Source organism: Pseudomonas sp. 05N433, from assembly GCF_056396925.1.
The window spans coordinates 20,662-32,890 of the sequence record NZ_JBFTML010000025.1 but is presented as its reverse complement, the minus strand read 5'-3'; the positions used below and the strand labels follow the sequence as shown (position 1 = coordinate 32,890).

Annotated in this window: 10 protein-coding genes and 1 pseudogene; 4 read left to right on the top strand and 7 right to left on the bottom strand. The window is 59.0% G+C overall.

Features of this window, described 5'->3' with window-relative positions; all coding sequences use genetic code 11:
- Nucleotides 1-78: 78 nt before the first annotated feature.
- Entirely contained in the window at nt 79-456 is a 378-nt protein-coding gene (gene mvaT / locus AC1DIS_RS15035; protein ID WP_007933316.1) for a histone-like nucleoid-structuring protein MvaT, read from the bottom strand.
- Between the two features lie 327 nt (nt 457-783).
- Here mvaT and purU point away from each other — a divergent pair, with 327 nt between their 5' ends.
- Together purU and AC1DIS_RS15025 are read left to right on the top strand one after the other, a co-directional pair.
- Complete coding sequence (purU, locus tag AC1DIS_RS15030; RefSeq protein WP_018926525.1) at nt 784-1,632, top strand: formyltetrahydrofolate deformylase; 849 nt, start codon at nt 784-786, stop codon at nt 1,630-1,632.
- 81 nt (nt 1,633-1,713) lie between these two features.
- Entirely contained in the window at nt 1,714-1,890 is a 177-nt protein-coding gene (locus tag AC1DIS_RS15025; RefSeq protein WP_258613212.1) for a hypothetical protein, read from the top strand.
- Nucleotides 1,891-1,909: 19 nt separating this feature from the next.
- On the opposite strand, the gene AC1DIS_RS15020 is transcribed toward AC1DIS_RS15025, so the two are convergent.
- From AC1DIS_RS15020 to AC1DIS_RS15000, 5 genes and pseudogenes are all read right to left on the bottom strand, one after another.
- Entirely contained in the window at nt 1,910-2,905 is a 996-nt protein-coding gene (locus AC1DIS_RS15020) for a lysylphosphatidylglycerol synthase transmembrane domain-containing protein (protein WP_477748811.1), read from the bottom strand.
- Nucleotides 2,902-3,678: a DUF2334 domain-containing protein gene (locus AC1DIS_RS15015; RefSeq protein WP_477744546.1), complete on the bottom strand. Its 777-nt coding sequence runs from the start codon at nt 3,676-3,678 to the stop codon at nt 2,902-2,904. Before AC1DIS_RS15015 ends, AC1DIS_RS15020 begins: the two co-directional genes overlap by 4 nt.
- Nucleotides 3,671-4,792 carry a glycosyltransferase family 4 protein gene (locus tag AC1DIS_RS15010; RefSeq protein WP_018926521.1) on the bottom strand — a complete coding sequence of 374 codons (1,122 nt, stop codon included), beginning with the start codon at nt 4,790-4,792 and terminating at the stop codon, nt 3,671-3,673. Before AC1DIS_RS15010 ends, AC1DIS_RS15015 begins: the two co-directional genes overlap by 8 nt.
- Nucleotides 4,793-5,036: 244 nt before the next feature.
- Entirely contained in the window at nt 5,037-5,801 is a 765-nt protein-coding gene (locus tag AC1DIS_RS15005) for a methyl-accepting chemotaxis protein (RefSeq protein WP_477744554.1), read from the bottom strand.
- A gap of 93 nt (nt 5,802-5,894) precedes the next feature.
- Nucleotides 5,895-6,926 (bottom strand): annotated as a pseudogene (locus AC1DIS_RS15000) (HAMP domain-containing protein); the annotation flags it as partial.
- A 182-nt stretch (nt 6,927-7,108) separates the two neighbouring features.
- On the opposite strand from AC1DIS_RS15000, the gene AC1DIS_RS14995 reads away from it, so the two are divergent.
- Complete coding sequence (locus tag AC1DIS_RS14995; protein WP_477744547.1) at nt 7,109-8,596, top strand: helicase HerA-like domain-containing protein; 1,488 nt, start codon at nt 7,109-7,111, stop codon at nt 8,594-8,596.
- Nucleotides 8,597-8,655: 59 nt separating this feature from the next.
- Here the strand turns inward: AC1DIS_RS14995 and AC1DIS_RS14990 are convergent, their stop codons facing one another.
- Nucleotides 8,656-9,111 (bottom strand): DUF721 domain-containing protein, encoded by a 456-nt coding sequence (locus tag AC1DIS_RS14990; protein WP_018926518.1) that lies wholly within the window; start codon nt 9,109-9,111, stop codon nt 8,656-8,658.
- Nucleotides 9,112-9,418: 307 nt separating this feature from the next.
- On the opposite strand from AC1DIS_RS14990, the gene secA reads away from it, so the two are divergent.
- Complete coding sequence (secA, locus tag AC1DIS_RS14985) at nt 9,419-12,154, top strand: preprotein translocase subunit SecA (protein WP_477780948.1); 2,736 nt, start codon at nt 9,419-9,421, stop codon at nt 12,152-12,154.
- Nucleotides 12,155-12,229 lie beyond the last annotated feature (75 nt).

Sequence of the window (12,229 nt, the reverse complement as noted above, 5' to 3'; positions counted from 1 at the left end):
TGAATTCCGGGCATAAAAAAACGCCAGCATTTGCTGGCGTTCTTTTGGTCGCGGATCAGTCTGCGACGCGCTTGCGGCTTAGCCCAGCAGGGTAGCCCAGCCTTCAACCACGTCACCGCCCCACTTGGCTTTCCACTCTTTCAGAGTTTTGTGGTTGCCACCTTTGGTTTCGATGACTTCGCCGTTGTGCGGGTTTTTGTATTGTTTAACTTTGCGAGCACGCTTGGTGCCAGTAGTTTTTACTGCGCCGCCACGTGGAGCCTTGGTTTTGGACTCTGGATCCAATAGGGCAATGATGTCACGCAGGGATTTGGAGTATTCGCCCATCAGGGTGCGCAATTTGCCTTCGAATTCCAGCTCGGTTTGCAGTTTGTCGTCTTGGGACAGGTTCTTCAAACGGGCTTGCAGCTCTTTGATAGCTTCTTCGGTGGCGCGATATTCGTTGATCAAGGACATGAGGACTACCTTATGTTGGCGCTGGATGACAGGGTGACAGTGCGACAATAATAGTCAGGGTGTTTCATCAAGTAAACATTTAACCGAAGTTTTACTTAAATTAGTTGCGGTGAATAGGACACACATTGGAGAGGCAGTTAAATAGCGTCACAAATATTCACAGTTAACCTCTTGAAGGCTGGCTACAAGAGCACCATGCACTGGCGTATGGCACCGCCGGAACCTGTGCCGATGACCGCAATCCGCAGCCGCGCGTCATCAATACTGCAGTTTTGCTGCGCAATCGCTAGAATGGCGGCCTTTGCGAAGTTCTGGAGTTTCCCCCTCATGCGCACTTTTCGGCTGGTGATTGCTTGCCCGGACCGCGTCGGTATCGTTGCTAAAGTCAGTAACTTTCTGGCGTCACATAACGGCTGGATCACTGAAGCGAGCCATCACTCGGACAATCAGAGTGGCTGGTTCTTCATGCGTCACGAAATTCGTGCTGATTCGCTGCCTTTCGGTATCGAAGCCTTTCGCGAAGCGTTTGCACCGATTGCCCAAGAGTTCTCGATGGACTGGCGCATCACCGACACCGAGCAGAAGAAGCGCGTGGTGTTGATGGCCAGCCGTGAGTCCCATTGCCTGGCTGACTTGTTGCACCGCTGGCACAGCGACGAACTGGACTGCGAAATCGCCTGCGTGATTTCCAACCATGACGATTTGCGCAGCATGGTCGAGTGGCACGGTATTCCTTACTACCATGTACCGGTCAACCCACAGGACAAGGAACCGGCCTTCGCCGAAGTCTCGCGCCTGGTCAAACAGCACGACGCCGAAGTGGTGGTACTTGCTCGTTACATGCAGATTCTGCCGCCTGACTTGTGCAGCGAATATGCCCACAAAGTCATCAACATTCACCATAGCTTCCTGCCGTCGTTCGTCGGCGCCAAGCCGTATCATCAGGCTTCGATGCGCGGTGTGAAGTTGATCGGTGCCACTTGCCACTATGTCACCGAAGAGTTGGACGCCGGTCCGATCATCGAGCAGGACGTGGTGCGTGTCAGCCACAGCGACAGTATTGAAGACATGGTGCGCTTCGGTCGTGACGTCGAGAAAATGGTGCTGGCCCGTGGCCTGCGTTACCACCTGGAAGACCGGGTGTTGGTGCACGGCAACAAAACCGTCGTGTTCTGACAACCATACGGTTGAAATCCGAAGGGCCTGGGCGTTCAATCGCTTCAGGCCCTTCGCCGTTTCTGCACCGAGGACATGACCATGGCCGATCCGCTGGATAAAGCCGTTTCCAAGGCGCCCGCCACATTGGGCGAGGGCTGTTTGAGCCGCTACGATCCGGACGACCTGAGCCCCGAAGACGGCACGGAGTTTCCCGGCGCCGCCGAGTTGTGGGAGCAGTTGCAGGACGATTCCGACGATACAGCCAGGGGGGCCTGAAAAGACCCTGTGGCGATCTTTAAGCTTGCTTGAACTTCATCAACTTCTTCAGCAATGGCCGCCCGAGCATCAGCAGAAACACCGGGCCACCGACCACCAGATAGAAGTAATAAGTCACCGTCCGCCAGATCAGAATCGCTGCCGCCGCGGTGGATTTCCCCACCATCGGCGCCAGCAGCGCCGCCGATGTCAGTTCCGCCGCCCCGGCACCGCCCGGCAACAGACTGAATTGCCCCGCACTCAATGACAGCATCTGGATCAGAACGCACCAGGCCCATTGCAAGTCCACGCCCAGCCCGCGTAATGCCAGATACAGCACGCTATACCGCAAGATCCAATGCAGGCAGGTCAGGGCAAACACCGTGATCAATGTTTGAAAGGGTAACTTCAGTGTGTCGGTGAATGCCGCCAGGAAGTGCAGGAGCTTTCGCGCCCAACGAAGCCGGGTCGCTTCCTTGACATTGAAACGGGCGAGCAACCGACCACTCAGGCGAATCAGCGAACGGTGGCAGCGAGCCATCAATACACAGCTGAACAGCCCGCCGAACAACGAGATGGCGCTGACCGTCAGCATCCATTCCAGGCGCTGACTGAGGTGCTGGAACAGTGCATAAATCAGAATCGCGCTCAGCGCGCAGAGAAAAAACAGCAAGTCGCTCAACTGGTCCATGGCGAACACGGCGCTGCCCCTGGCCGGCCGCACGCCGTGGCGCGCCAACAGGGCCATGATGGTCAGCGGTCCACCACTGCCGCCGGGGGTGGCGCAGTAGGCGAACTCGGCGGACATCACCACCCCGAGGCTTTTGAGTCGGCTCACCTTGTCACGCTGATCGCCCAGCAACAGGCGCAAGCGCAGGGTGTTGAGCACCCAGCACAACAGGATCATGCCGAACATGATCAGCAGCCATTCCAGCGGGAAGCGTTGCAACCGCGACCATGTCTCGCCGCCGCCCAGCAACGCCGGGATGAGCACCGCAGCGAGCAGCGCGATGACCAGCAGAATTCCCCGGCTCATGCTGCGCGACCGATGGGGTCGCGTTGCAGTTTCAACCAACCGGCCTTGGTCATCGGCACACGGCCCTCGTCGAGCAAGCGCTTGAGCGTTTGCAGCCAATATTGACGCGAGAACTCATGGCGCATGTCCACCGGGTGCAAGCCGAGACGAATCACCGGCGCCTGGCGCCAGCGCTGTTCGCGCTGATCGCTGACGATTTTCGACAGGCCACGGCGCCAGGCGCTGCGTGCGCTCCAGACCAGGCCTGGGGCATCGATCGCAGTGAAATCCGGCAAACGATACAGGTGCTGCGAATCGCTGGTGTAGCGCAGCGGTAACTGACGCAACGCCTGACGGGTGCCTTCGCTCATCAGCCAGGCGGGGGCGACAAAGCCTTCGAGCGGCCAGTTGTAGCGATGGAATACCTCGATTCCGGCGCGCAGGCGGGCGAGGGCGGCGTCTAGAGGCAGGTCATAGAACTCGCCTTCATGGGTATAGATCCTGCGCATGAACCAGTCTCGGGGAGTGGTGGGAATCGCCCCTTCATCGCAATGGTAGTAACCGTGCAGTACCAGTTCGTCGCCGCGAGCGACGCGACGGCTCAGCAAACGTCGAAACTCCGGATGTGCGTCAAGGTCGTCATGTTTGTGGAAATTCGGCACCACCAGCCAGGTCATCGGCACTGTACCCAGTGCGTCGACGGCTTCGACGAAGGCCTGGTAATCGGGCCAGGTCTGCGGTGCAACGTCGTGTAGCACCAACAACAGACTGGGTGTGTTCATGGGCTCAGCCATTGGCGATCAGCGGCCATTGCGTGCCGAGTACGGCGTGATAGTGCCCCAGCAGGCTGTGGACCACGGTGTCCCAGGCGTAATGTTGCTCGACATGCCGTCGGGCCTGTTTGCCCAACGCGGCGCTGCCTTGGCTGAACAGTTCGCGAACGGTGTTGGCCATCGCCACTGGATTGTTCGGCGCGCAGAGCAAGCCGCATTGATCGGTGACAATCTCCTGGAAAGCCCCGGCCGCCACGGCCACCACGGGAATGCCACTGGCCATGGCTTCGAGAACCACCAGGCCAAAGGTTTCCTGGTCGCCGGCATGCACCAGCGCGTCGGCGCTGGCCATCAGGCGTGCGACTTGCGCTGCCGGGCAGAATTCATCGAGGACGGTGACATTGCGCGGCACCAGGGTCGGCATCGACGAGCCCACCAGCAGCAAGTGGTAGCGACGCCCCAGGCGTTTCATGCAGTTGAGCAGCACCGGCAGGTTTTTTTCCTTGGAGCCGCGGCCGGCGAAGATCAGCAGGTGAGTGTTTTCATCGATGCCCAATTCGGCCCGCAGGCCTGGATCCCGAACGCTGGGGTTGAACGTTTGCAGGTCGACGCCCAAGGGCTGTACGAAAACGTTCTTCACCCCCAACCCGATCAGTTTGTCGGCCATGACCTGGCTTGGCGCCAGAACCCGGTCGAAGTTGCCGTAGAGCTTGCTGACATAAGCCTCGACATTGGGTGTAACCCAGTTGCCCATGCGATTGCTGACCAGCATCGGCAGGTCGGAGTGATAAAAACCGATTACCGGCACATCGAGTTGGCGCTTGGCGTCCAAAGCGGCCCAGGCGGTCAGGTAAGGGTCGCCGACTTCAATCAGATCGGGTTGTAAATCTCGCAGAACATTGCGCCACGGCCCGAGACGGAGGGGGAAGCGATAACCCTTGCCGAAGGGCAGGGCGGGGGCCGGAACCGTATAGACACCATCCTGTTCACTCAAATGCGCCCCTGGGATCAGCAGGCTATGGCAAATGCCGGGTTTGATGCCCAAACGACGGTGCTTGGCATCCAGATACGTGCGCACGCCACCGCTGGCAGGGGCGTAGAACATGGTTATGTCAGCGATATGCACGATGAACATCCCTCCGGGTTCGATGTGCTCCCTTTGGTTGACCTATATGAAGGATAGATGTTCGGTTGGGTTTTGCGGCGATGCCGAGGGCTTTGGACTGTTGTGTGGCGAGGGAGCGTGCTCCCGCTCGGCTGCGAAGCAGTCGTAAAATCAGCTGGTGTGTTCAATCTGACACACCTTCAATCCCGATTTTTGGGTCGCTTTGCGACCCAGCGGGAGCAAGCTCCCTCGCCACGGTGTCTGTGAACAGACGCTAGATACGGAAACTGCCCACCAATTGCTTCAAGCGCGAGGCCTGCTGCTCAAGGTCCGAGCACGCCCGCAGGGTCGATTGCAGGTTTTCCACGCCTTCCTGGTTCAGCGTGTTGATCTCGGTGATGTCCACATTGATCGACTCCACCACTGCCGTCTGTTCCTCGGTCGCCGTGGCCACCGACTGGTTCATGCCGTCGATTTCGCCGATGCGCAACGTCACGCTGTTCAGGCGCTCGCCCGCCAGGTTGGCGATTTCCACGCTGTCCTGGCTGTGGCGCTGGCTGTCGCTCATGGTGCTGACGGATTCACGGGCGCCGACTTGCAGCTCCTCGATCATGGTCTGCACCTGTTGCGCCGACTCCTGTGTGCGGTGCGCCAGGTTGCGTACCTCGTCGGCCACCACGGCAAAACCGCGCCCGGCTTCACCGGCCCGCGCTGCTTCGATGGCGGCGTTGAGCGCCAGCAGGTTGGTTTGCTGGGAAATGCTGGTGATCACTTCGAGAATCTGCCCGATGTTCACGGTTTTGCTGTTCAGCGATTCGATGTTGGTGCTCGAAGCGCTGAGCATGCTCGACAGCTGATTCATCGCGGCAATGCTGCGATCCACCACTTGCTGGCCGTCTTCGGCCAGGCTGCGGGCATCGCTGGCCTGATTCGATGCCTGGGCGGCGTTACGGGCGATTTCCTGAGCCGCGGCGCCGAGCTGGTTGATGGCCGCGGCGACGCTGTTGGTGCGCGAAGCTTGCTGGTCGGAGTTGAACATCGACGAGTTCGAGGCCGCCACCACCCGCAAGGCCACTTCGTTGACCTGGCCGGTGGCCGAGGACACTTCGCGGATCGATGTATGAATTCGCTCCACGAAACGATTGAACGCCGTGCCAAGGACGCCGAATTCGTCCTGATTCTGGATGGTCAGGCGTTTGGTCAGGTCGCCTTCACCGTCGGCGATGTCTTCCATGGCGCGGGTCATCACGTGCAGCGGCTGGATCAGCAGGCGGATCAGCATGCCCAGCAAGCCAATGATGATGGCCACTGCAATCAGGGTCGCGATGATCGCCGAGGTGCGGAATTCGCTGAGCATGGAGAAGGCTTTGTCCTTGTCCACCGACAGGCCGATGTACCAGTTGACCGAGGACAGTCCCTTGATCGGGGTGAAGGTCACGATGCGGGTTTTGCCGTCGACTTCGATCTCGCTCGGCTTATTACCGATGACGGGCGTGTCTTGTGGGTAGACGTCCTTGAGGTTTTTCATCGCCAGCGTTTTGTCCGGGTGGACCAGGATCTTGCCGTCGGCGCTGACCAGGAACGCATAGCCCATGCCGTCGAAGTCCAGCGCGTTGAGGCTGTCGGTGATCGCTTGCAGGCTCAGGTCGCCACCGACCACACCGATGTTCTGACCGTCCTTGAGAACGCTGTCGACGATGGAAATCACCAACTGGCCAGACGCCAGGTCGATGTAAGGTTCGGTCAAGGCTGACCCGCTGGTGCTTTGCGCGCTCTTGTACCAAGGGCGGACGCGAGGGTCATAGCCGTCGGGCATCTTGCTGTCCGGACGGATAATGAAGGTGCCATCCTTGTTGCCCAGGTAGGCACCCATGAAGGTCGATGTGACAGCCTTCTGTTCCAGCAGTTTGGCGACGTTGTCGGTCTCGGCGTTCAGGGCAACGGTCTGTGACAGGTTTTCGATCAACAGGCTACGACCCGCCAGCCAGGTCTGAATGTTCTTGGCGGTGACGTTACCCATTTCTTGCAGGTAGTTGTCCAGGTCGCGGCGTATCGCATTGCGCTGCAAATAGTCGTTGTACAGTGTGAACGAAGCGAATGCGGCGATAACGATCAGGGCGGCGGCAAGCAGTATTTTATGGCTGAAGCGCAGGTTTTTATTCATGGCTTGGGGTCCGCTAGGTCTTAATGTCCAGGGCGTGCTTTTATAAAGGCACGCAAATTGGGCAGTGTTGAAAGTAAGCTGATAGTTCCGTCTCTCCTTAGGGAATTACCGACGCTATTTTCAGTCTGGTCTCTCGGTTGTTATCGGCCATGCAGGATCAAAGATTAACCATGGGTGACAAAATGCCTGACTCATCGCAACTCGTTATCGGCGCTGACCTCGCTGGCCAGCCAATCGCCCAGGCCATGCGCCTGGCGAACCGTCACGGTTTGGTAGCGGGCGCTACCGGGACCGGTAAAACCGTTACGTTGCAGCGCCTGGCCGAAGCGTTCAGCGATGCAGGCGTGGCGGTGTTCGCGGCGGATATCAAAGGCGACTTGTGCGGCCTGGGCGCCGCCGGTAACCCTCAAGGCAAGGTCGCGGAGCGGATCGCCGGCATGCCCTGGCTGAACCATAAGCCTCAGGCGTATCCGGTAACCCTGTGGGATATTCACGGTCAGTCCGGTCATCCATTGCGCACCACCTTGAGCGAAATGGGGCCGTTGCTGCTCGGCAGCCTGCTGGAGCTGACCGACAGTCAGCAGTCGGCACTTTATGCCGCGTTCAAGGTGGCCGACCGCGAAGGGCTGTTGCTGCTGGATTTGAAGGATTTGAAGGCGCTGCTCAATCATCTGCGCGATAACCCCGAATTGCTGGGCGATGACGCGGCACTGATGACCACCGGTTCCAGCCAGGCACTGTTGCGCCGTTTGGCGACGCTGGAACAGCAGGGCGCCGAAGCGTTGTTCGGTGAACCGGCACTGCAACTGGAAGATATTTTGCAACCGGCGATGGACGGTCGCGGGCGCATCCATTTGCTCGACGCCAGCCGTCTGGTGCACGAAGCGCCGAAGGTCTACGCGACGTTCCTGCTGTGGTTGCTGGCTGAATTGTTCGAGCAACTGCCGGAACGCGGCGATGCCGATAAACCGCTGCTGGCGCTGTTTTTCGACGAGGCGCACTTGTTGTTCGCCGGTACGCCCAAGGCGTTGCAGGATCGTCTGGAACAAGTGGTGCGGCTGATCCGTTCGAAAGGCGTGGGCGTGTATTTCGTCACCCAATCGCCGGGGGACTTACCGGATGATGTGCTGGCTCAGTTGGGCCTGCGTGTTCAGCATGGCTTGCGCGCGTTCACCGCCAAAGAGCAGAAATCCCTGCGGGCAGTGGCCGAGGGCTTCCGGCCGAACCCGGCATTTGATGCCTTGTCGGTGTTGACTGAGCTGGGCATCGGCGAGGCGTTGGTCGGCACCTTGCAGGACAAGGGCACGCCGGAGATGGTCCAGCGTGTACTGGTCGCACCGCCGCAATCGCGGATCGGTCCGCTGACCGAGACTGAGCGCACGGTGCTGATTGCCGGTTCGCCGTTTAAAGGGCGATATGACAAACCGGTTGATCGCGAATCGGCCTATGAAGTGCTGATGGGGCGCAAGGGGTTGGCGCCGGGGCCTGAAACCGCGCCGGGCAAACCTGCCCCCGAAGAGCCGAGTTTCACCGAACAGGCTGGGGAATTCCTCGGTACGGCCGCAGGACAGGCGCTTAAATCGGCGATGCGACAGGCGGCCAATCAATTGGGCCGACAACTGGTACGCGGGTTGATGGGGTCATTGCTTGGGGGCAGTAAGCGCCGCTAGCGAGTGTACGCAGTCAAAATGTGGGAGCGGCGGTGTGGCGCTCCCACATTAAATTTGAGTCAGGATTTAGGTTTTGCGTGCGCCGCAAGGCGCTCCAGCGCCGCCCTTAGATTCGGGTCGGTAATCCCGTCAGCCGTCGCCTGAATGGTCGCCGCGGCATCCGTCGACAAATCCATGGTATGCCCAGCCGCTCCTTGCTGAACGGTCGGTGGCTGCACCTTGAACAGGATCCGCGTCAGGCTGGCGAACTCGTCGAACAGCTGTAACTGGCGTTGCAGACGCTTTTGTTGATAACGCAGGCGGGTGGCCCAGTGACCGTCGGTGACAATCAGCAATAAACTGCCTTCGCGCCACGACGCCACATGGCAATGCTCGCGGGCGGCCGGTTGCAGCTGGCTTTCCACCAGACGTTGCAAATGACCCAGGCGTTGAGCGTGGCCAAAGATGGCTTTCAGCGGTTTGGCTTCGCGAAGCAGAACGGCGGGTGCTCTGGCCGTGAGAGGGCGAAATGCCATGATCGAACACCTGAAGTAACAGAACGGCCATGGTAACAGAAAGCACCCGCTGGTCCCGACCCATTGCTTTACGAGCGCTTTACCCATTAAATCAACGAGTAACTTGTACCCTCAATGGGTTGAAGTTCAGTAAAAAGCCCTTATTTTAAGTGAGCCCCGTCACAGCGCAGTGCATGCATCGTGGAACAACGCCACTTTCCTCACCATCGTTTCCGGGTAGAATGCTCGTTCGCATGCGGCCATGAGGGCTGCACGGGCGACTCACGGGGCCGCCCTCCATCCCTTTAGTGTGGAAGATCCTGCCGATATGTTTGCGCCTTTGTTAAAGAAACTTTTTGGAAGCAAGAACGAGCGTGAAGTCAAACGCATGCTCAAGACGGTGCAGCTCGTCAATGCCTTCGAAGAGCAAATGGTGGCCCTTTCGGACGATCAATTGCGTGCCAAGACCAACGAGTTCAAGGCCCGCCTCGCCAAAGGGGAAACCCTCGACAAGCTGCTGCCAGAAGCCTTTGCGGTCGCCCGCGAAGCCGGTAAGCGCGTCATGGGTATGCGCCACTWCGAYGTCCAGCTGATCGGCGGCATGACCTTGCATGAAGGCATGATCGCGGAAATGCGTACCGGTGAAGGCAAGACCCTGGTGGCAACACTGGGCGTTTACCTCAACGCGCTGTCCGGCAAGGGCGTGCACGTTGTGACGGTGAACGACTACCTGGCCCGTCGTGACGCCAACTGGATGCGTCCGCTCTACGAATTCCTTGGCATGACGGTCGGCGTGGTCACGCCATTCCAGCCGCCGGAAGAGAAGCGCGCCGCTTACGCCGCCGACATCACCTACGGCACCAACAACGAATTCGGTTTCGACTACTTGCGCGACAACATGGCGTTCAGCATGGAAGAAAAATTCCAGCGCGAACTCAATTTTGCCGTGATCGACGAAGTCGACTCCATCCTCATCGACGAAGCCCGTACCCCGCTGATCATCTCCGGTCAGGCCGAGGACAGCTCCAAGCTGTACATCGAGATCAACAAACTGATCCCGCAGCTTGAATTGCACATCGAGGAAGTCGAAGGGGAAGTCACCAAGGCCGGCCATTACACCATCGACGAGAAGACCCGTCAGGTCGAACTCAACGAAGCCGGTCACCAGTTCATCGAAGAAATGCTCACCCGCGTCGGCCTGCTGGCTGAAGGCGAGAGCCTGTATTCGGCGCATAACCTGGGCTTGCTGACTCACGTCTATGCCGGCCTGCGTGCGCACAAACTGTTCCATCGCAATGTCGAGTACATCGTGCAGGACGGTCAGGTGGTGCTGGTCGACGAACACACCGGCCGTACCATGCCGGGTCGCCGTTTGTCCGAAGGTCTGCACCAGGCCATCGAAGCCAAGGAAAACCTGAACATCCAGGCCGAGAGCCAGACCCTGGCGTCGACCACGTTCCAGAACTACTTCCGTCTGTACAACAAGCTGTCCGGCATGACCGGTACCGCGGACACCGAAGCGTTCGAATTCCATCAGATCTATGGCCTGCAGGTCATGGTCATCCCGCCGAACAAGCCGTTGGCGCGTAAAGACTACAACGACCTGGTGTTCCTGACCGCCGAAGAGAAATACGCGGCGATCATCGGCGACATCAAGGAGTGCATGGCTCAGGGCCGTCCAGTGCTGGTGGGTACCGCCACCATCGAAACGTCCGAGCACATGTCCGGCCTGCTTCAGAAGGAAGGCATCGAACACAAGGTTCTGAACGCCAAGTTCCACGAAAAAGAAGCCGAAATCATCGCTCAGGCCGGTCGTCCGGGTGCACTGACCATCGCCACCAACATGGCCGGTCGTGGTACCGACATCCTGTTGGGCGGTAACTGGGAAGTGGAAGTGGCGTCCTTGGAAGACCCGACCCCTGAGCAGATTGCCCAGATCAAGGCCGACTGGCAGAAACGTCACCAGCAAGTGCTGGAGTCGGGCGGCTTGCAGGTGATCGCTTCCGAGCGTCACGAATCGCGTCGTATCGATAACCAGTTGCGCGGTCGTGCCGGTCGTCAGGGCGACGCCGGTTCCAGCCGTTTCTACCTGTCGCTGGAAGACAGCCTGATGCGCATCTTCGCCTCTGACCGGGTGAAGAACTTCATGAAGGCGCTGGGCATGCAGTCCGGTGAAGCGATTGAACACCGCATGGTGACCAACGCCATCGAGAAGGCTCAGCGCAAGGTTGAAGGCCGCAACTTCGACATCCGTAAGCAGCTGCTTGAGTTCGACGACGTCAACAACGAACAACGTAAAGTGATCTATCACATGCGTAACAGTTTGTTGGCCGCCGACAACATTGGCGAAACCATTGCCGATTTCCGTCAGGACGTGCTCAACGCAACCGTCAGCGCACACATTCCGCCACAATCGCTGCCTGAGCAGTGGGACGTGTCCGGTCTGGAAGCGGCGTTGCAGAGCGACTTCGGTGTGGCGCTGCCGATCCAGCAATGGCTCGACGAAGACGACCACCTGTACGAAGAAACCCTGCGTGAGAAGCTGCTCAACGAACTGATCGCCGCGTACAACGAGAAAGAAGACCAGGCCGGTGCCGAAGCACTGCGCTCCTTCGAGAAGCAAATCGTACTGCGCGTGCTCGACGACCTGTGGAAAGACCACCTGTCGACCATGGATCACCTGCGTCACGGCATTCACTTGCGTGGTTATGCGCAGAAGAACCCGAAGCAAGAGTACAAGCGCGAGTCCTTCACCTTGTTCTCCGAGCTGCTGGATTCGATCAAGCGCGACTCGATTCGTGTGCTGTCGCACGTTCAGGTGCGCCGCGAAGATCCGGAAGCCGAAGAGCAACGTCTGCGTCAGGAAGCCGAGGCGCTGGCTGCGCGCATGCAGTTCCAGCACGACGAAGCGCCTGGCCTGGAGCAACCGGAAGTGTTGGGTGAAGAGATCGATGTAGCTCTCGCCACCGCACCGGTACGCAACGAGCAGAAACTGGGCCGCAACGAGCTGTGCTACTGCGGCTCGGGCAAGAAGTACAAGCATTGCCACGGGCAGATCCAGTAAACCCCGTTTCAAACGCTGAAATACCCGCGCCGCGACCGGCTTCTGCCGTCGCGGCGTTTTGCCATTTAAACCACC

Bases quoted from the DNA above. Each gene is read 5' to 3' on its own strand.
- mvaT (WP_007933316.1), bottom strand. From the start codon at position 456: ATGTCCTTGATCAACGAATATCGCGCCACCGAAGAAGCTATCAAAGAG.
- purU (WP_018926525.1), top strand. From the start codon at position 784: ATGCGCACTTTTCGGCTGGTGATTGCTTGCCCGGACCGCGTCGGTATC.
- AC1DIS_RS15025 (WP_258613212.1), top strand. From the start codon at position 1,714: ATGGCCGATCCGCTGGATAAAGCCGTTTCCAAGGCGCCCGCCACATTG.
- AC1DIS_RS15020 (WP_477748811.1), bottom strand. From the start codon at position 2,905: ATGAGCCGGGGAATTCTGCTGGTCATCGCGCTGCTCGCTGCGGTGCTC.
- AC1DIS_RS15015 (WP_477744546.1), bottom strand. From the start codon at position 3,678: ATGGCTGAGCCCATGAACACACCCAGTCTGTTGTTGGTGCTACACGAC.
- AC1DIS_RS15010 (WP_018926521.1), bottom strand. From the start codon at position 4,792: ATGTTCATCGTGCATATCGCTGACATAACCATGTTCTACGCCCCTGCC.
- AC1DIS_RS15005 (WP_477744554.1), bottom strand. From the start codon at position 5,801: ATGTTCAACTCCGACCAGCAAGCTTCGCGCACCAACAGCGTCGCCGCG.
- AC1DIS_RS14995 (WP_477744547.1), top strand. From the start codon at position 7,109: ATGCCTGACTCATCGCAACTCGTTATCGGCGCTGACCTCGCTGGCCAG.
- AC1DIS_RS14990 (WP_018926518.1), bottom strand. From the start codon at position 9,111: ATGGCATTTCGCCCTCTCACGGCCAGAGCACCCGCCGTTCTGCTTCGC.